The following is a 19,028-nucleotide window of genomic DNA, read 5'->3' as shown; positions in this document are numbered from 1 at the left end:
ATGCCAATACATGACAAGACACCCCGGCCGCAGGAGTTCGCGGCGGTCGACCTCGGTTCGAACAGTTTTCATATGGTCATTGCCCGCGTGGTGGATGGCGCCATGCAGATCATCGGTCGGCTGAAACAGCGCGTACATCTGGCGGATGGTCTCGGCGAAGACAATATGTTAAGTGAAGAAGCGATAGAACGCGGGTTAAGCTGCTTATCGTTATTCGCCGAACGCCTACAGGGATTCTCCCCGTCAAGCGTGTGTATCGTAGGCACCCATACCCTGCGCCAGGCGCTGAACGCCACCGATTTTCTGAAGCGCGCGGAGAAGGTCATCCCCTACCCGATCGAAATCATTTCCGGTAACGAAGAAGCCCGCCTGATTTTTATGGGCGTGGAGCATACGCAGCCGGAAAAAGGCCGCAAGCTGGTGATCGATATCGGCGGGGGGTCGACGGAGTTAGTCATCGGCGAAAACTTCGAGCCAAAACTGGTCGAAAGCCGTCGCATGGGGTGCGTCAGTTTCGCACAAATCTATTTTCCTGGCGGCGCCATCAGCCCGGAAAATTTCCAGCGCGCCCGAATGGCCGCTGCGCAAAAACTGGAGACGTTAACCTGGCAGTTCCGCATTCAGGGCTGGAACGTCGCGCTGGGCGCGTCCGGCACCATCAAAGCCGCCCATGAAGTGCTGCTGGAAATGGGTGAGAAGGACGGCTTCATTACGCCAGAACGGCTGGATAGACTGATGGCTGAAGTGCTCAGGCACCGCTCCTTTGAAGCGCTGAGCCTGCCGGGTCTGTCTGAAGAGCGAAAAGCGGTCTTTGTACCGGGTCTGGCCATTCTGTGCGGCGTTTTTGATGCGCTGGCGATCCGCGAACTCCGCCTTTCCGACGGGGCGCTGCGCGAAGGCGTGCTGTACGAAATGGAAGGCCGCTTCCGTCATCAGGATGTGCGCAGCCGTACGGCCAAAAGCCTGGCGAATCAGTATAACATCGACAGCGATCAGGCCCGGCGCGTGCTGGAAACAACCATGCAGATGTATGAACAGTGGCAGACGCAACAGCCAAAGCTGGCGCATCCACAGCTGGAAGCGTTACTGAAGTGGGCTGCAATGCTGCATGAGGTGGGGCTGAACATCAACCACAGCGGCCTGCACCGCCACTCTGCCTATATTCTGCAAAACAGCGATTTGCCGGGTTTTAACCAGGAACAGCAACTGATGATGGCGACATTAGTCCGTTATCATCGTAAAGCCGTTAAGCTGGATGACTTGCCCCGCTTTACGTTGTTCAAGAAAAAACAATTCCTGCCGTTGATTCAGCTATTGCGCCTGGGCGTTCTGCTGAATAATCAGCGCCAGGCCACCACAACGCCGCCAACGCTACGGCTTAAAACTGACGACAATCACTGGACGTTGCGCTTCCCGCATGACTGGTTTAGCCAAAACGCGCTCGTCCTGCTCGATCTGGAAAAAGAGCAGCAATACTGGGAAGCGGTCACGGGCTGGCGTCTCAAAATCGAAGAAGAGAGTTCGCCCACTATCGCGGCGTAATTTCGCCTCAGGCACCAGACAATGGTGCCTGTACCTCTTCCAGCGTCGCCGCCAGCGGCCTGGGTTCGCCAAGCAAATAGCCCTGAAGGTAATCGATCCCCAACGCGCTCACCGCGCTACGAATTTCTTCGCTTTCCACATATTCCGCCACCACTTGCATATTCTTCATTCGCGCCAGATGGCAAATGGACGCCACAATCTGATAATCGAGACTATTAGAGACGATATTACGAATAAAGCTGCCATCGATCTTGAGAATATTCGCGCTCACATTTTTCAGCCGCGCATAACTGGCATAACCGGTTCCAAAATCATCAATCGCTATCTGGCAACCTAACTGTTGCAACTGTGACAACGTTGCCTGACCCTGTTCGGCATTGGTGAACGCATTGCTTTCGGTCACTTCAAAGATCAGCTGCCACGCTTCAACTTCGTACTGGCTCAGCAGGTTACTGACATCAATCGGAAACTGGGCGCGGCATACCGACGTTGGTGACAGATTGATGGCAAAACGGTGGGCTGGCAGCTTATCCCGGTTCTGCGCCATAAAGCGCAGGGTATTTTCAATCACCCACAGATCGATGCTGGACGACAGGCCAAATTCGTGAGCAACGGGCAGAAACCCATCGGGATTGATCATGCCGCCATTATCGTCTTTCAGTCGCAGCAGTATTTCATGGTAAACATCGCCGCGAATACCTGAAATCGGCTGCGCCATCAGGCAAAAATGATCGTGCTCCAGCGCATACTGCAAGCGGTTCATCATCGCCACTTTATCTTTCAGGTCCCGCTGCAAATGCATTGCGCCACGCCGCTGCATATTCTCCGGTTTGTTGGTCATCAGGGAAAGATCGGCGATGGTGCTTAATTCGCCTAATAACAGATAGATATGGCTGACCGGAGAGCGCACATAGCAGTAGCTGACCCCAACCTGCGGCTGGAGCGGCATATCATCCCACATGAAACGGAATTGCTTGATATGGTTGTCCAGCGCTTCAATGCGCTGTTGATGCGACTCCATATTCAGACGCAGAATCAAATCATGCCCCGACAGCTGATACACGCATTCACCGGGCGCCAGCAAGGTGTTTATCCAGTGGGAGAGCTTTTGCTTGTACTGAATTCTCAGCATAACGCCATAGTTCTTCCCCAGTAATTCCAGGCCGGGCACGCGTAAAAAACAGAGTGCTGACCAGGGCGAATTTTTCAGCGCGCGATTTAGCGCCCGCAGGTTAGGCAGATGCACGACGGGATCAAGATACGCGAGCCGACGCGCCCGACCGCTGACGATTCTCTGGCGCGTCGCCAGCACCGCCATATAGCTCACAATAAAAGAGAAAACCAGGTAGCTTGAAGACGTAATAGTGAGTTGTGTGTCATACCCGGAATAATAAGGCATGTAGCTCTGGTAATAATGAATTGCGGTAATGAGAACAGCCGACCATATCAGCGAAATAAATCGATAACCGTAGCGCATCGCTCCCCATAGCATTACCGGCAATAATAATGACAAGGTATAGTTAGTGCTAAATATTGAACTATTTTCATTCAATGGCATGCAAAGCATTGTCATGAGCAATGTCAGCACGAGTAACCAGATAACAACCTCTTTCTTTGTGACTTTCTTATCAAACTGTTGTTTCAGCTGCGCATAATATCCACGCAGATATAGCGGATTGCGGACAGTACGAATAATAAAATAACACAGCGGAACGCCGATAAGATTTCCCACCAGCAAAGCCTGATAGTTAATCAATGTATTGATATTAAAAGGCATTACGCCCATCATGCTTGATTTGCTCGCATACATTCCCAGGAAGGCGGCAAATTGAAAAAGCACCAGAAATAACGTCGCCGGGCAAAATACCTGCCAGAACATCCGCTGAAACATCAGGTGAGCATCGCCATGAGACACCTGATTGCGCCGGGGAGTAAACACGCGATACCCGCCCCAGCAGAGCACGACCGGGATAATGAAATGTCCGATAATGGAGAGCGTCTCATACAATCCCACTATCGGATAGCGGTTCCAGAAGATTGCGACCGCAATGCCTGGTAATGCCGCCCAGTCAAAAAATGACATCAGGCTAATGGTGAATGCCAGGGGAAGATAAAAAAGCGTGACATTGCCGGAACCCGTATTGGTATGCGCGTAGGTATTGGCAATGCTTAATATGGGCAACAGCAAAGAGGGTAAAATGAGAGGTAGCACCCACCATTTATCTCTGATTTTGATATAGGTCTGATTTAGTTTCATAGATGCTCAGCAAAAACCCTCGCTTCCTGCAAGGTGCTTCAGACAGGCATCCCACCTGACTTTAAAATAATAATAAAAACAACGTCACAATATGTGTCTTGATTCTAGTTATCAACGGGAAGCAACATTTGATATATATCAATCAATTTCCTTCTCATTAACTAATAATTACGTTTTTTCTGCTTCGTTATCATTAATTTATTATTAATGTAAATACTAAAATTATCTTCCATAACAATAAGAGATAAATCAACTGACGTATTTTTACATAATCGACAATTGACCATTCCTTTACAATGTGCCTTAATGTACCCATCGCCCACTATGCTGGGCATACCCTAAGGAACCTTTTGTGAGTCAGGCAACCAGTATGCGAAAACGACATCGATTTAACAGTCGAATGACCCGTATCGTACTGTTTATCAGTTTTCTCTTCTTCTTCGGACGCTTCGTCTACTCTTCTATCGGTGCCTGGCATCATCATCAGGATAAAAAAGAAGCTCAACAGTCCACTCTCTCAGTCGAGACACCTGCTCAACGCTAAACTTTTCCTGCTCACATAGACATACTGTTTTCTGGATTGCATATGCATTCGCCGGACAGATAGCGCTGTGCCTCAGTCTGGTAATAGACTCTGGAAGACGGGTATCGTCGCCTGATTGTTCAGGCGGCAATCAGACGCCTGAACAACAACTGCTGTATGTCCTGCCGATGTGACAAAATCGCATGTGCTGTCACTAATGTGCCGTCTACTGAATACAAAACTCGATAGCCTTCAGCGTGGTTAAACTCCCGGTACTTTGCACAGCCAATTTTCAGCAGTTCAGGGCAAATCTGGCATCCCAGCGGGAACTGCCCAACGATACTTTCAAACTGTGTAAGAATATCTGCGATAACCGGGCGCGGTTCGACATCAACGCGTCGGAGGAAACCCGCTATTGTGTCAATGCAGTGTTTTACAGTAAGCGTGTACTCAAAGGTCACCTGCTGTTCCATGGAAGTCCCTTAACGTTGAGTGCTCTGCGTTTAATCCGCAAGTCCATCCAGCAGTTGGCCTTTTGAGAACACGCGCCCTTCAGCTTTATCTTTCTCTGAAAGGGTAAGCAGCTTCAGCAACGCAATAGCGTTTTCCCGCTCCTGCTGCTGGTCATAGGATTCAATAACATAAGCAGGGACACCATTTTGCGTGACCAGGATCGGTTCCGACAGATCAAGCGTTGCTGCGTTCTTTTTAACGTAGCTAATTGTCTCTACTTTCATGATACGCCCCACCTAATAGTCATTGGTCACTTTTCGGTTCAAATATAGACCACATTTAGACCAACAACAAGTATTCATCTTTTTCCTGTTGTCGAGGCTTGCTAATGTGGAGCGGTCAGCAAACGCTCTTCGACGATACCGTCACCTGTACCGTCAAAAGATGTGAGATAGAGTGGATAGACATGAATACATAAAAACAAAAACCCTCCGCAATTACAGAGGGCTAATGATGAATCTGAATAGATATGATGAGCTATGAACTAGCTCCACTCTATCCTCAACAGGAGACAAATACCCTTATATTTCAGATTGTTGAGAATACATATCATATCAATACTATGATAAATACCATATTCAGTTTATCCGACTAAAAAATGCTTGTTCTGCCTGCGTTCGGTCATGACCGATTCGAGGTGGCCACCGTCACACAGGGCGGGCACAAACTTGATGACGAACGTATGCAGACGATCCAACGCCCCTCCAGCTGATTCTTTTTGATGGCTTCGCGGACGTGCTCTGCCGCCACCTCAAAGCTACGCACGCCTGCGGTCGCCGCTAGCGCATCCATCTCGGCCACGGGTTGGTCGCTAAGCAAGCGTTAAGCGATCTTTCGGCAGTCCTCGATCAACAACATGGTTCGCAATATGTCCGCATGTGATCGGCCCTGGACGCTCCCTTTGTGCGGTAGTGCTCGGCGTCGATCTCGACCCAGTACTCGTCGAAGAAGTCGCCAAAGGTACGGTCGGAGAAATTCAGGACATAACAACTACCCATGCCAAGCAGCTTTTCCAACTTTCGACGCTCACTACTGGTCAGATCAGACATGGCGCAAATTACTCACTGCCTTCATCACTATCCTCTTCTTTGATAGCAACCTCTTCTAATGTTTGACCTGGCCGGTCTAATAATTCCCACAGATCAGAATAGAAGAAATGATCGATGGTCTTAATGTGTTGCGCGAGCAATAAGTCATCAACCATATTTGGCCGAATATCACAATAGTACACGCCATCCAACGGATTTAGCTTAACAGTGTACGCTTTGAAATGTCCTGGCAAGAACGTAGCGCTGACACCATATTCATTTTCACGCCTGGATTTCTTACGCTGTACATCGTTCAAAAATATTGCGATGTGCGGGAGCGCGGTATCGGTAAGGCGGTTATATAGAAATTTATCCATAAAGACTTTGTCAATTCGGTCTTTACTTGAAGTTTTGACAGAGCCAATTATCTTCAACTCATCCCCCTTACTCAGCATCAAATCATGTTGATAGCTTGATTTGAAAAGCTCAGCTCCACCTTCATCTTTAACTGGAACCTGCATTGTTCCAGAAACACAATCGACGTTGAGCGACACGATCAACAATCTAATAAGCCGCTCAAATAAATCCCCATTCACCTTTCTTGCCTGATTTGATTTACCAGCAGGCAAGCCATCAAGTGCCGCACCGATGGATTGTTGAAGCGTGTAGATGGTACAAATCAGGTTCTCACGCAAGTCATCGGATGGCTTTTGCCCATCTCTCAACTGGGTAAGTGTCAAACGAAATCGTTGTACAGCCTGAGAAAAGCTATCCGCGTCATACATTAACCTTGAATTAATTGGTCGCGTAATATTAAAACTACCATCTTGTTTATATTGAAAAAACTGGTAATGGATTTCATTCTGTGAAACGATTCGAGCCTGCAATTCTGTTTCCACGTACTCCAAGTATCGAGTGCAAAAATCAATGTAATTCTCGATAGTGTGAAACCGTTCTTTATCTGTGGCATAGTTAACTAAGTTTGAAAGACTCATCGGATAGATTCCCTTCGTTCTGCTGTTTTTCGATCGTGCGCTATCCACTCGTCCTTCGTCATGCGCCGAACGTTTTCAATCCTTTGAATCGCCCATTCGTTGTATTGTGGATTAAGATCACACGCCATCCACTGTCGGTTGAGCTGTTCTGCTACGACTGCCGTAGTTCCAGACCCAGAAAATGGGTCAATAACTAGATCACCTTCGTTCGATGAAGCGAGAACGAGTTTCCGAACCAATTCTTCTGGCTTTTGCGTAGGATGTGGAGTCTTCTCTCCCATTCCGTTGCAGGTAGTGGGAATATCAAATACATCCTTCGGCTTCGCACCTTTAGGATGAGGCATCCAGTTATCACGTTTCTTATTTGCACCTTTACCATAGGCGCTAGACTCCGCTTGCGGATGGGATGGATATTTAAGCGTATGTGCCCCATATGGGGTGCGAACATCATCAATGTTCAGCCTGGACGCATCAGACTTCCTAAAGTGAATGATGCTCTCATGTGAACGTCCCCAATCACTACCTAAATTAGCCTTGTTCTTGTAATGCCAAATAAGCCAACGGCAATGTTTAAAGTATTTTGAGGCAGGGTGTTTCAAATCAGCCAGAATCTCAGAGAATCCACACACATACAACGACCCGGTAGGCTTTAGAATACGAGACGCTTGCCTGATCCAGCTAAGGGACCATTCAATATACTTCTCTTGACTCTCAAAATTATCCCAATCGGCTTTTTTTATGTTGTATGGTGGATCAGCAAAAACAAGATCAACACTTGCGTCATCAAGTGATTCGAGCCAATCAAATGAATTACCTTGATATAAGCGCCCATTCGGGTGCTCATATTGGAGCCTGAATCCCTCTGTCACTGGCTTAAAATTAATATCCTTTTCGACAGGATAAGCATTGGCTGACATGGTAGCCGACGCAGATCCAGAAGCCGGTTTATCTCTCAGCACTTCTGTCGTTTCACTCATAACAACGTCTTTATCAATCATCGCCATAACCTTATTGCCTCGACGCTACAACGCCGACGTGCTTGTAAAGGGTAGTTCGGGACACGCCATAACCGCGGGCCACCTCGGCCACCTTAATATCTGGGTCGCGCAACAGGGCTTTGATCTCTCATACCTGCTGGTCATCTAACTTCGGCTTCCAGCCACCGGCACGGGGCTGCTACCAGCGCTGCTCAAGCTCCGGGTGTGACGCACTCTTTCCGCTGGCCGCCTCTTCATAGATCACGCTGCACCCGGCCTGCTGGAGCGCGTCGCGCTACAGAAGATCCGGGTGCTGGTCGTCCGTCGAAACACGGGCGTATCCAATGCGTTGATTCATTGAAGATACCGAAACATTAAAAAATTGACGGGTATCTTAACACTAATAAGATATGTCCAACCACAAAAGCGCGAAGCCTGGCAGACCGTCAAGAAAGCCTCTAGTTTTGGGACAAAAAACGGGCTATCGAGCTCCAAATCACTCCTTGAAGCGAGCTTTACTGATTGTCCACTCATCGATCATGTCGGCCCAACCCTGTAACACCGCCTGGCGCTGATCGCGGTACTCCGCCTTGCTGTAGACGGCACGAACTCCCTTCTGTTCGTGTGCAAGACACTTCTCGATCCAATCAGTGTTAGCGGAATGAAATCGAACCCGCAGGCGTGATGACCACGTAGAGGCCGTCACGGTCATTCACTTTGTAGAGCTTGTCCTTTGCTTGAGGTTGCGCAGCATGGTATCGAGTGCCGAACATGGCATCAGATTCTGATCGTACCATCTACCATGCCATAGAAACGGGGGGCTTGGCGATGCGGGAATTTGCCAGACAGCGTCAGGCCAAAAATAAAAAAAAGCCCGCAGTTACGCGGGCTTAGAGGTACTTTACTGCTTTTACGCGCAGGCTGTTGCCAGACGTTAAATCATTCCCACTCAATCGTTGCTGGCGGCTTACCGCTGATGTCATACACCACGCGGGAGATGCCGTTGACTTCGTTGATGATGCGGTTAGAGACGCGGCCGAGGAAATCATACGGCAGGTGCGCCCAGTGCGCGGTCATAAAGTCGATGGTTTCTACCGCACGCAGGGAGACAACCCAGTCGTATTTACGGCCATCGCCCATTACGCCAACGGAGCGAACCGGCAGGAACACGGTGAACGCCTGGCTCACTTTGTTGTACAGATCCGCTTTGTGCAACTCTTCGATGAAGATAGCATCCGCACGACGCAGCAGGTCGCAGTACTCTTTCTTCACTTCACCCAGCACGCGTACGCCCAGACCCGGCCCTGGGAACGGATGACGGTACAGCATGTCGTACGGCAGGCCCAGTTCCAGACCAATCTTGCGCACTTCGTCTTTGAACAGCTCTTTCAGCGGCTCAACCAGACCCATCTTCATCTCTTTCGGCAGGCCGCCCACATTGTGGTGAGATTTGATGACGTGCGCTTTACCGGTGGCGGAAGCGGCGGACTCGATAACGTCAGGATAGATAGTGCCCTGCGCCAGCCATTTCACGTCTTCCAGTCTGAACGCTTCTTCGTCGAAGACTTCAACGAATACGCGACCGATGATCTTACGTTTCGCTTCTGGATCGTTTTCGCCTTTCAGCGCGGTCAGGAAACGTTCTTCCGCCGGAACGTGAACAATGTTGAGACCAAAATGATCGCCGAACATGTCCATTACCTGCTCGGCTTCGTTCAGACGCAGCAGGCCGTTATCAACGAATACGCAGGTCAGGTTTTTACCGATGGCACGGTGCAGCAGCATCGCGGTAACGGAAGAGTCAACGCCGCCAGACAGGCCGAGGATCACTTTGTCGTCGCCAACCTGTTCACGAATGCGATTTACCGCATCGTCGATGATCTTCGCCGGAGTCCACAGCGCTTCACACTGGCAGATATCACGCACAAAGCGTTCCAGCATGCGCATACCCTGACGGGTGTGCGTGACTTCCGGGTGGAACTGCACGCCGTAAAAACGTTTTTCCTCGTTAGCCATAATGGCGAACGGGCAGGTTTCGGTGCTGGCAACGGTGACAAAGTCAGACGGGATAGCGGTAACTTTATCGCCGTGGCTCATCCACACGTCCAGCAGCGGCTTGCCGTCTGCGGTCAGGGAGTCTTCAATGCCGCGAATCAGCGCGCTGTCGGTTCTCACTTCCACCTGCGCGTAACCGAATTCACGTTCATTGGATGCTTCAACATGGCCGCCCAGTTGCATCGCCATCGTCTGCATGCCGTAGCACACGCCGAATACCGGCACGCCAGCTTCAAACACATACTCCGGCGCGCGTGGGCTGTTTTCTTCAGTGGTGCTTTCCGGGCCGCCGGAAAGAATAATACCGCTTGGGTTGAATTCGCGAATTTGTGCTTCCGTAACATCCCACGCCCACAGTTCGCAGTAAACGCCGAGTTCACGCACGCGACGCGCAACCAGCTGAGTGTACTGAGAACCAAAATCCAGGATGAGAATGCGATGTTTATGAATATTTTCCGTCATTGACGCTAATTCCGAGGCAAGTGAAACAGATTAAATAAATCGCCCGACACGAGGTCGGGCGAAGAAAATCAGGAGCCCAGACGGTAGTTCGGGGACTCTTTGGTGATGGTCACGTCATGAACGTGGCTTTCCTGAATACCCGCACCGCTGATGCGTACAAACTCCGCTTTGGTACGCAGCGCGTCGATAGTACCACAGCCGGTCAGACCCATACAGGAGCGCAGGCCGCCCATCTGCTGGTGAATGATCTCTTTCAGGCGGCCTTTATACGCTACGCGGCCTTCGATACCTTCCGGCACCAGTTTGTCTGCCGCGTTATCGCTCTGGAAATAACGGTCAGAGGAGCCTTTGGACATCGCGCCCAGAGAACCCATACCACGGTAGGATTTGTAAGAACGGCCCTGGTACAGTTCGATTTCGCCCGGGGATTCTTCAGTACCCGCCAGCATGGAACCGACCATTACCGCGCTTGCGCCTGCGGCGATCGCTTTGGCGATATCGCCGGAGAAACGAATACCGCCATCGGCGATAACCGGAATGCCCAGGCCTTCGAGTGCTTCTACTGCATCAGAGACAGCAGTAATTTGTGGAACGCCTACGCCTGTGACGATACGGGTCGTACAGATAGAGCCAGGACCGATACCCACTTTCACCGCGCTGACGCCAGCGTCTGCCAGCGCGCGCGCGCCTGCGCCGGTTGCTACGTTGCCGCCGATGATTTGCAGATCCGGGTATTTGGCGCGGGTTTCACGAATGCGTTGTAGAACGCCTTCGGAGTGGCCGTGAGAGGAGTCGATCAGCAGTACGTCAACGCCAGCGGCAACCAGCGCGTCAACGCGCTCTTCGTTGCCCGCGCCCGCGCCGACTGCCGCGCCAACGCGCAGACGACCCTGCTCATCTTTACAGGCGTTCGGTTTACGTTCCGCTTTCTGGAAATCTTTTACGGTGATCATGCCGATCAGATGGAAGCTGTCATCCACAACCAGCGCTTTCTCAACGCGTTTTTCGTGCATTTTGGCAAAAACCACTTCACGCGCTTCACCTTCGCGCACTGTGACCAGGCGCTCTTTCGGCGTCATATACACGCTGACAGGCTGGCTCAGGTCGGTGACAAAACGCACGTCACGACCGGTAATGATACCGACCAGCTCGTTATCTTCGGTGACAACCGGATAGCCAGCAAAACCGTTACGTTCGGTCAGTTCTTTCACTTCACGCAGCGTGGTGGTTGGCAGAACGGTTTGCGGGTCGGTAACCACGCCGGATTCATGTTTCTTCACGCGGCGAACTTCTTCCGCCTGACGCTCGATAGACATATTTTTGTGGATAAAACCGATGCCGCCTTCCTGTGCCAGGGCGATTGCAAGGCGCGCTTCCGTCACGGTATCCATTGCTGCGGAGAGCATAGGGATGTTCAGACGAATGGTTTTCGTCAACTGCGTGCTGAGGTCGGCAGTATTCGGCAGAACGGTGGAGTGAGCGGGAACGAGGAGGACGTCGTCAAACGTCAGAGCTTCTTTAGCAATACGTAGCATGGGCAATATCTCTAACCTGGGGGTGGATAAATATTGCCGTGGCATTATACAGAGCGAAACCGATTGCATCCACACTTTTTTGCAAATAATGCTTGCGATCCCCTGTGGGCGGGTTACTATCGACTGAATAACTTGCTGATTTAGAATTTGATCCCGCTCACATGTTATCCTCTCAGACCTCCTCAATCTTTACCGTAAGCCGCCTTAATCAGACGGTTCGTCTGCTGCTTGAGCAGGAAATGGGGCAAGTATGGATCAGCGGTGAAATCTCTAATTTCACGCAGCCCGCCTCCGGTCACTGGTACTTTACGCTAAAGGATGACACCGCCCAGGTACGCTGCGCGATGTTCCGTAACAGCAACCGCCGCGTCACTTTTCGCCCGCAGCACGGGCAACAGGTGCTGGTTCGCGCCAATATCACCCTGTATGAGCCACGCGGCGACTATCAGATCATCGTTGAAAGCATGCAGCCTGCGGGTGAAGGCCTGCTCCAGCAGAAATATGAGCTGCTGAAAGCAAAATTGCAGGCTGAAGGGCTGTTCGATCAGCAGTATAAACAACCGCTCCCCTCGCCCGCTCACTGCGTCGGGGTGATCACCTCAAAAACCGGTGCCGCTTTACATGACATTCTTCATGTCCTGAAACGCCGCGATCCCTCCCTGCCGGTTATCATCTACCCGACCGCTGTTCAGGGTGATGACGCGCCGGGCCAGATTGTTCGCGCCATTGAACGGGCTAACGCCCGAAGTGAATGCGACGTGCTGATCGTCGGGCGCGGCGGCGGTTCACTGGAAGATCTGTGGAGTTTTAACGATGAACGCGTCGCGCGGGCGATTTTCGCCAGCCGCATTCCGGTCGTTAGCGCCGTCGGCCATGAAACCGACGTCACCATCGCCGATTTTGTTGCCGACCTGCGTGCGCCGACGCCTTCCGCAGCCGCCGAGATAGTCAGCCGTAATCAGCAGGAGTTGCTGCGCCAGATTCAGTCCGCGCAACAACGCCTCGGGATGGCGATGGATTACTATCTGGCAAACCGCAACCGCCGTTTTACGCAGCTTTTCCACCGGTTACAGCAGCAACACCCGCAACTGCGCCTGGCGCGCCAGCAGACGATGCTGGAAAGATTGCGCCAGCGGATGAACTTCGCGCTGGATAATCAACTCAAGCGCGCGGCCTCGCGCCAGCAACGTGTCCTCCAGCGTTTAAACCAGCAAAACCCGCAGCCGCGAATTTATCGCGCGCAAACGCGTATTCAGCAGTTGGAGTATCGTCTGGCCGAGAACGTGCGCGCACGTCTGAGCGCCACACGCGAACGCTTTGGCAATGCGGTAACGCATCTTGAAGCTGTCAGCCCGCTCTCCACGCTGGCGCGCGGTTATAGCGTAACCACGGCGACGGACGGCAAGGTGCTGAAGCAAACCAGACAGGTGAAAGCCGGTGATGTGCTCACCACCCGGCTGTCAGACGGCTGGGTGGAAAGCGAAGTGAAAGGCGTGACGACCGCGAAGAAAACGCGCAGGAAAAAGACGGATTAAAGCGGCACAAACTCCACGCGCTTTTTAGAGATCAGCCCATGACCATTCTGGCAGAAATAATCCACCGCGCCGCAGGCTTTTAACACCTGGAGCGGCTTATGGCAATCCGGGCAGCGCGCTTCAAGTTCAATATCTTTATTGCAGCTGTCGCAGTGCGCCGCACCGTTTTGCGGTTCCAGCTCTGTATGGCAATCCGGGCAGGTAATCGACACGGTAACTCCTTTGATATGTTGCGAGCTGAGCATCAAAGCCCATGACCAATAAATCCCTGAACGTCTGTTCCCGTCTCGTTCGTTGAACTGCCGGGGCGTCACTCACGCCCCGGCCAGGTCGGATGTTGCATCAGGCGTTAGTGACCGGCTTCTGCTCATTTTTAGTCTGTGTATTTTCCAGCATACGACGAACCGGAACAATAAGCACGATCAGCACCGCAGCGCAAATCAGCAGGGCGACGGAGCAACGCGCGAAGAGGTCCGGCAGCATATCGAGCTGATCGGCCTTCACATGGCCGCCAATCAGGCCCGCAGCCAGGTTACCCAGCGCGCTCGCACAGAACCACAGCCCCATCATCTGACCGCGCATTCTTTCCGGCGCCAGCAACGTCATGGTCGCCAGACCAATCGGGCTCAGGCACAGCTCGCCCAGCGTCAGCATCAGAATGCTGCCTACCAGCCAGAACGGTGATACGCCCGCCCCGCCGTTATTCAGCACGTTCTGCGCCGCCAGCATCATCAGGCCAAAGCCCGCCGCCGCACACAGAATACCGATAACAAACTTGGTGATGCTGCTCGGGCGAATGTTCATGCTCGCCAGCTTTGGCCATGCCCAGCTGAACACCGGCGCCAGCAGGATGATAAACAGGGCGTTGATCGACTGGAACCATACGGCCGGGATCTCAAAATCGCCGATCATGCGGTTAGTGTAGTCGTTGGCGAACAGGTTGAATGAGGTCGGCTTTTGCTCAAACGCAGACCAGAAGAATGCGGCTGAAACCAGCAGGATAAAGCAGACCAGCAGTCGTGCGCGCTCTTTACGGTTCAGGCCCGCAAAAACAAACAGGTAGATAAAGTAGAGCGCAACAGACGCCGCAATCACGTACACCAGCATGCTGGCTACCGCGACCGGGTTAATCACAATCACGCCCTGAGCGATCAGCGCAACGATAACCACCACGCCTACTGCCAGCGCCAGCAGCCATGCGCCCACGCCGTTTCTCTTCACTACCGGGCTGTTCCAGGTGGAGTCCAGCCCCACTTCGCTGTCGTAGCGTTTCATTGCCGGAACGGCAAACACGCGGAAGATGATCAACGCCACCAGCATCCCGATGCCGCCGATACCAAAGCCCCAGTGCCAGCCGTGGCTTTTAATCAGCCAGCCGGAGATCAGCGGCGCAATGAAGGACCCCATATTGATGCCCATATAGAACAGCGAGAAACCGCCGTCACGACGTGCATCGCCTTTTTTATACAGCGTCCCTACCATGACCGAGATACAGGTCTTGAACAGGCCAGAACCGAGCACGATAAACATCAGGCCGATAAAGAACAGGTTGTCGCCCATCACGGCAGAGAGCGCAATCGACAGGTGGCCGAGCGCAATCAGAATCGAGCCGTACCAGACCGCTTTCTGCTGGCCGAGCCAGTTATCCGCCAGCCAGCCACCCGGCAACGCCGCGAGATACATCGTACCGGCAAAGATACCGACAATCGCAGAGGCGTTTTCACGCGCCAGTCCCATGCCCCCGTCATAGACGGTCGCAGCCATAAACAGAATCAGTAACGGACGGATGCCGTAAAACGAGAAACGTTCCCACATCTCGGTGAAGAACAGCGAACCGAGCGGATAAGGATGGCCGAAGAACGTTCGGCTTTCTTTTTGATGAACAGAGGATTGCATAATTCTCCCGAAAAGGTATGTCGTTGTGCTTATAAACACCGCAATGCACGCCGACCAGTTACGTATCTGACCGATTTTTTTACATGCGGCGAAGGGTTATTTAACCATTTGATAACCTGGAGCCAGTTTTGTCTAGTACCAACCCCTGGACTTTAAGATGAAAATTCGACAATTGTCTACTTTCTTAGATTTAAAGTTGGAAGAAAACGAATAGTCATTGACATCACACAGGGAAACCATCGGCTGGAGCAAAACAAAAAAACCCGCGACAGGCGCGGGTTTTATCAACGTCAGCGACGATTATTTGCTTTTCTTAATGTGCTTAATCAGACGTTTACGCTTACGCATCTGGGTCGGGGTCAGCGTATTGCGCTTATTCGCATACGGATTTTCCCCTTCTTTAAACTGAATACGGATAGGCGTTCCCATCACGTCCAGCGATTTGCGGAAGTAGTTCATCAGATAGCGCTTGTAAGAGTCCGGCAGGTCTTTCACCTGGTTGCCGTGAATCACCACGATTGGCGGGTTATATCCCCCGGCGTGGGCATATTTCAGCTTCACGCGGCGACCGCGAACCAGCGGTGGCTGGTGATCTTCAACCGCCATAGTCATGATGCGGGTCAGCATGGCGGTGCTGACGCGACGGGTTGAACTGTCATACGCTTCACGTACGGACTCAAACAGGTTGCCCACGCCACTACCATGCAGCGCAGAGATAAAGTGTACGCGCGCAAAGTCGATAAAGCCCAGACGGAAGTCCAGCGTCTCTTTCACCTGCTCTTTCACTTCCTGGGTCAGGCCGTCCCATTTGTTCACGACGATGACAAGTGAGCGCCCACTATTAAGGATAAAGCCCAGCAGCGACAGATCCTGATCGGAAATCCCTTCGCGCGCATCGATAACCAGCATCACCACGTTGGCATCTTCAATCGCCTGCAACGTTTTAATGACGGAGAATTTTTCTACCGCATCGGTGACTTTCCCACGCTTACGTACGCCTGCGGTATCAATCAGCACGTATTCACGATCGTCGCGTTCCATCGGAATATAGATACTGTCGCGCGTCGTTCCCGGCATGTCATAGACCACTACGCGGTCTTCACCCAGAATACGGTTAGTCAGTGTGGACTTACCTACGTTCGGACGACCGACAATCGCCAGTTTGATTGGCAGATCCTGAGGGTTGAAGTCATCTTCCGGCTCCTCTTCCCCGTTCTCTTCCGCTGCCAGTTTCGCCCAGTATTCGGCGTCTTCATCCACCTCTTCCTGCGGGGCGACGTCGTCCATCCACGGCAGCAGAACATGCTCCAGCAGGCTGAGCACGCCACGACCGTGAGAAGCTGCAATCGGGTGAATTTCACCTAAACCCAGCGCATAGAAGTCGACAACCGCCTGCTCGGGATCGAGCCCGTCAGTTTTGTTTGCCACAAGGAACGTGGGTTTTTCGCGGGAGCGCAGATGTTTGGCGATCGCTTCATCCGCTGGCATCAGGCCAGCACGCGCATCCACCATGAACAGCACAACATCAGCCTCTTCAATCGCCAGCAGCGACTGTTCCGCCATGCGGGTTTCCACACCGTCTTCAGTGCCATCAATACCGCCGGTATCAATACAGATAAACTCGCGGCCTTCAATCTCCGCACGACCGTACTTACGGTCACGAGTCAGACCCGGGAAATCCGCAACCAGCGCATCTCGGGTGCGAGTTAGACGGTTAAATAACGTGGATTTTCCGACGTTAGGGCGCCCGACAAGCGCGACCACAGGTACCATGTTTAAAGCCTCATTTAAAAAATCATCAAACAACGCGCGCGATTTTTGCGCCGTTGTTAAAAACAGTAAAACGGCCCCTGCACCAGGAGCCGTTTTTCAAAGCGTGCGGCCGTGACGATTAACGCGTAATAGAATACAGCGTACCGTCTTTCGCCTGGATCAGCAGTTTGCCATCGGCAGAGACCGGTTCGGTCAGGAAGCCGGAGCTATCCACTTTTTGCTGAGCCACAAAACGACCGTCCTCAACGTTAATCCAGTGCATATAGCCTTCGCTATCGCCTACCACCAGATTGCCATTATACAGCGCAGGCGATGTCAGCAGGCGGTGCAGCAGATCGCTTTGCGTCCACAGCGTCACGCCGCCGTCGGTGGTCAATGCCAGAATACGGTCATTCTGATCCACCAGGTAGATACGATCGCCGTCAACGATGAAATCATTCACCGAGCCCAGCTCACGTTTCCACATAATCTGACCACTGCGCAGATCCAGCGCCGTCAGGTTACCATTATAAGCCAGCGCGTAAACGACGCCATTGACGATAACCGGCGTGGTATCGACATCGCTCAGACGGTCGATTTCAGTCGAACCGGTCGCCTGGGAAATACGCTGTTGCCAAATCATCTGGCCCTGCTGCATCAGCACGGCGCTGACGCGACCGTTATCACCACCCACAATGGCGGCGCCATACGCAGTAGCCGGAGCGGACTCACCGCGCAGCGAAAGCGACGGCATGTCGAGGTTCACGGTCCATTTGATCGCGCCGTCCGCCTCATTCAGCGCCTGCAACTGACCGTTGCTGGTATGAATAAGCACCAGGCCATCACTGACAACCGGGCGAGATAACGCTTCACCGGCGACTTTCGTCTGCCACGCCGTCGTACCGTCAGCCGCGTTCAACGCATAAACCTGCGCTTTTTCGCTGCCAATATAGACATGGCCGCCGGAGACCGTTACGCCGCCAGACAGCAACGCAGGCGCTCTGGAGAACCAGCCGTCTTTCTCCGCCAGGTTCACGGACCAGACTTCTTTCCCGTCATCCGCGTTTACCGCTTTTACGATGCCTTTACGGTCAGCCGCGTAGACCACGTTATCGGCATACGCCGGGTGCAGGTTGGAATAAAACTCGCCGATACCGCTACCTACAGACGTACTCCATGCGGTAGACGGCGTAAACTGGTTTTCCACCGTCGGCAACGGGGACATTTTGACAACATCTTCTTCGCCACTAAACAGTGAACAACCGCTCAATAACGTAACAGAAAGCAGTCCTGGCAGAAGTAATTTACGCAATTGCATCGGGTCCCTCTCAGATGGACAAATTATTGATTTTCATCTGCATCATTTCACTCAGCGCCGGGCTGGCATCGCTTTTCACGCCTGCTTCCCATGCGCTGCGCGCGCCTTGTTTATCGCCTTTGCTCAACAACGCTTCGCCACGCAGATCGGCGACAATCGCAGCCCATCCTTCACCTTTTACGGTATCGAGCGTTTTCAGCGCGGTATCGGCCTGCTTGAGCTGCACCTGAACGCGGGCAAGACGCAGATTAATCACCGCTTTGAGGTTCTCATCGCTGGTGGCCGCCAGTCCTTGCTGTAGCTGGGCTGCGGCTTTCTCAAGTTCATTTTGATCAACAAACTGCTGCGCCAGTTCCATAGAAGCTAACGCGCCGTAGGTATTTTTATTCTCCGTGGCGAATTTCTCCGCAGCGGAGATGCTATCCGGTTTGCCCGCGCTCACCGCGGTCACCGCATTTTGATATGCCAGAGAAGCAGAGCGTGCGGACTCCGTCTGATGACTGGTCCAGTAGCGCCAACCGAGCAGCGCGCCAACCCCTAAAATCACCCCAACAGCCAGCGCTTTGCCATTTTCAGCAAAGAAGCGTTTAATCGCATCAACCTGGTCGTTTTCGTTCTCGTAAATTTCCACGCTGTCCTT

The 19,028-nt window shown here is 52.3% G+C and carries 16 protein-coding genes and 2 pseudogenes; 3 read left to right on the top strand and 15 right to left on the bottom strand.

Translation table 11 applies throughout. From position 1 onward, the window contains the following. On the top strand, positions 1 to 1,542 hold the full coding sequence (ppx, locus tag OGX75_RS00450; RefSeq protein WP_286450861.1) for an exopolyphosphatase: 1,542 nt from the start codon (positions 1 to 3) through the stop codon (positions 1,540 to 1,542). A 7-nt stretch (positions 1,543 to 1,549) separates the two neighbouring features. Here ppx and OGX75_RS00445 read toward each other — a convergent pair whose 3' ends face one another. After that, positions 1,550 to 3,799, bottom strand: coding sequence for a sensor domain-containing phosphodiesterase (locus tag OGX75_RS00445; RefSeq protein WP_115181293.1), 2,250 nt, complete (start codon positions 3,797 to 3,799; stop codon positions 1,550 to 1,552). 164 nt (positions 3,800 to 3,963) lie between these two features. Further along, positions 3,964 to 4,032 (bottom strand): annotated as a pseudogene (locus OGX75_RS21250) (hypothetical protein); the annotation flags it as partial. Between the two features lie 119 nt (positions 4,033 to 4,151). On the opposite strand from OGX75_RS21250, the gene OGX75_RS00440 reads away from it, so the two are divergent. Continuing rightward, positions 4,152 to 4,343: a YfgG family protein gene (locus OGX75_RS00440; protein ID WP_012131276.1), complete on the top strand. Its 192-nt coding sequence runs from the start codon at positions 4,152 to 4,154 to the stop codon at positions 4,341 to 4,343. Between the two features lie 119 nt (positions 4,344 to 4,462). On the opposite strand, the gene OGX75_RS00435 is transcribed toward OGX75_RS00440, so the two are convergent. From OGX75_RS00435 to guaB, 8 genes and pseudogenes are all read right to left on the bottom strand, one after another. Next, positions 4,463 to 4,795 (bottom strand): type II toxin-antitoxin system RelE/ParE family toxin, encoded by a 333-nt coding sequence (locus tag OGX75_RS00435; protein WP_047462046.1) that lies wholly within the window; start codon positions 4,793 to 4,795, stop codon positions 4,463 to 4,465. A gap of 30 nt (positions 4,796 to 4,825) precedes the next feature. Then, positions 4,826 to 5,059, bottom strand: a complete 234-nt coding sequence (locus tag OGX75_RS00430) for a type II toxin-antitoxin system Phd/YefM family antitoxin (RefSeq protein ID WP_020801504.1) — start codon at positions 5,057 to 5,059, stop codon at positions 4,826 to 4,828. Between the two features lie 833 nt (positions 5,060 to 5,892). Beyond that, positions 5,893 to 6,858: a hypothetical protein gene (locus tag OGX75_RS00425; protein WP_198448660.1), complete on the bottom strand. Its 966-nt coding sequence runs from the start codon at positions 6,856 to 6,858 to the stop codon at positions 5,893 to 5,895. Further along, positions 6,855 to 7,862, bottom strand: coding sequence for a DNA-methyltransferase (locus OGX75_RS00420; protein WP_198448661.1), 1,008 nt, complete (start codon positions 7,860 to 7,862; stop codon positions 6,855 to 6,857). The genes OGX75_RS00425 and OGX75_RS00420 overlap by 4 nt, the downstream gene beginning before the upstream one ends. Before the next feature lie 4 nt (positions 7,863 to 7,866). Beyond that, positions 7,867 to 7,971: a helix-turn-helix domain-containing protein gene (locus OGX75_RS00415; RefSeq protein WP_286450874.1), complete on the bottom strand. Its 105-nt coding sequence runs from the start codon at positions 7,969 to 7,971 to the stop codon at positions 7,867 to 7,869. Between the two features lie 360 nt (positions 7,972 to 8,331). After that, a pseudogene (locus OGX75_RS00410) lies at positions 8,332 to 8,490 on the bottom strand (tyrosine-type recombinase/integrase); the annotation flags it as partial. Positions 8,491 to 8,774: 284 nt separating this feature from the next. Next, positions 8,775 to 10,352 (bottom strand): glutamine-hydrolyzing GMP synthase, encoded by a 1,578-nt coding sequence (guaA, locus tag OGX75_RS00405; protein WP_058667885.1) that lies wholly within the window; start codon positions 10,350 to 10,352, stop codon positions 8,775 to 8,777. Between the two features lie 68 nt (positions 10,353 to 10,420). Beyond that, positions 10,421 to 11,887 (bottom strand): IMP dehydrogenase, encoded by a 1,467-nt coding sequence (gene guaB / locus OGX75_RS00400; RefSeq protein WP_012131273.1) that lies wholly within the window; start codon positions 11,885 to 11,887, stop codon positions 10,421 to 10,423. Between the two features lie 161 nt (positions 11,888 to 12,048). On the opposite strand from guaB, the gene xseA reads away from it, so the two are divergent. Further along, a complete protein-coding gene (xseA, locus tag OGX75_RS00395; protein ID WP_104868347.1) occupies positions 12,049 to 13,422 on the top strand; it encodes an exodeoxyribonuclease VII large subunit in 1,374 nt (457 codons plus the stop codon). On the opposite strand, the gene OGX75_RS00390 is transcribed toward xseA, so the two are convergent. From OGX75_RS00390 to OGX75_RS00370, 5 genes are all read right to left on the bottom strand, one after another. After that, positions 13,419 to 13,634 (bottom strand): zinc ribbon domain-containing protein, encoded by a 216-nt coding sequence (locus tag OGX75_RS00390; RefSeq protein WP_115182314.1) that lies wholly within the window; start codon positions 13,632 to 13,634, stop codon positions 13,419 to 13,421. The two genes, xseA and OGX75_RS00390, sit on opposite strands and share 4 nt — an antisense overlap. A gap of 130 nt (positions 13,635 to 13,764) precedes the next feature. After that, complete coding sequence (locus OGX75_RS00385; protein WP_112001766.1) at positions 13,765 to 15,318, bottom strand: peptide MFS transporter; 1,554 nt, start codon at positions 15,316 to 15,318, stop codon at positions 13,765 to 13,767. Positions 15,319 to 15,618: 300 nt separating this feature from the next. Next, positions 15,619 to 17,091 carry a ribosome biogenesis GTPase Der gene (der, locus tag OGX75_RS00380; protein ID WP_286450860.1) on the bottom strand — a complete coding sequence of 491 codons (1,473 nt, stop codon included), beginning with the start codon at positions 17,089 to 17,091 and terminating at the stop codon, positions 15,619 to 15,621. 118 nt (positions 17,092 to 17,209) lie between these two features. Then, a complete protein-coding gene (bamB, locus tag OGX75_RS00375) occupies positions 17,210 to 18,388 on the bottom strand; it encodes an outer membrane protein assembly factor BamB (protein WP_130028887.1) in 1,179 nt (392 codons plus the stop codon). Positions 18,389 to 18,398: 10 nt separating this feature from the next. Then, positions 18,399 to 19,019, bottom strand: coding sequence for a YfgM family protein (locus OGX75_RS00370; RefSeq protein ID WP_012131267.1), 621 nt, complete (start codon positions 19,017 to 19,019; stop codon positions 18,399 to 18,401). Positions 19,020 to 19,028: the final 9 nt, after the last annotated feature.

This window comes from Citrobacter sp. CK199 (assembly GCF_030333285.1).
GTDB lineage: Bacteria > Pseudomonadota > Gammaproteobacteria > Enterobacterales > Enterobacteriaceae > Citrobacter_B > Citrobacter_B koseri.
This window is presented reverse-complemented; position numbering and strand designations above follow the sequence as displayed.

What these genes read in the sequence shown, in the direction of transcription:
- OGX75_RS00445 (WP_115181293.1), bottom strand. Translation starts at nt 3,799, where the DNA reads ATGAAACTAAATCAGACCTATATCAAAATCAGAGATAAATGGTGGGTG.
- guaA (WP_058667885.1), bottom strand. Translation starts at nt 10,352, where the DNA reads ATGACGGAAAATATTCATAAACATCGCATTCTCATCCTGGATTTTGGT.
- OGX75_RS00430 (WP_020801504.1), bottom strand. Translation starts at nt 5,059, where the DNA reads ATGAAAGTAGAGACAATTAGCTACGTTAAAAAGAACGCAGCAACGCTT.
- ppx (WP_286450861.1), top strand. Translation starts at nt 1, where the DNA reads ATGCCAATACATGACAAGACACCCCGGCCGCAGGAGTTCGCGGCGGTC.
- OGX75_RS00435 (WP_047462046.1), bottom strand. Translation starts at nt 4,795, where the DNA reads ATGGAACAGCAGGTGACCTTTGAGTACACGCTTACTGTAAAACACTGC.
- bamB (WP_130028887.1), bottom strand. Translation starts at nt 18,388, where the DNA reads ATGCAATTGCGTAAATTACTTCTGCCAGGACTGCTTTCTGTTACGTTA.
- OGX75_RS00425 (WP_198448660.1), bottom strand. Translation starts at nt 6,858, where the DNA reads ATGAGTCTTTCAAACTTAGTTAACTATGCCACAGATAAAGAACGGTTT.
- der (WP_286450860.1), bottom strand. Translation starts at nt 17,091, where the DNA reads ATGGTACCTGTGGTCGCGCTTGTCGGGCGCCCTAACGTCGGAAAATCC.
- guaB (WP_012131273.1), bottom strand. Translation starts at nt 11,887, where the DNA reads ATGCTACGTATTGCTAAAGAAGCTCTGACGTTTGACGACGTCCTCCTC.
- xseA (WP_104868347.1), top strand. Translation starts at nt 12,049, where the DNA reads ATGTTATCCTCTCAGACCTCCTCAATCTTTACCGTAAGCCGCCTTAAT.
- OGX75_RS00420 (WP_198448661.1), bottom strand. Translation starts at nt 7,862, where the DNA reads ATGGCGATGATTGATAAAGACGTTGTTATGAGTGAAACGACAGAAGTG.
- OGX75_RS00385 (WP_112001766.1), bottom strand. Translation starts at nt 15,318, where the DNA reads ATGCAATCCTCTGTTCATCAAAAAGAAAGCCGAACGTTCTTCGGCCAT.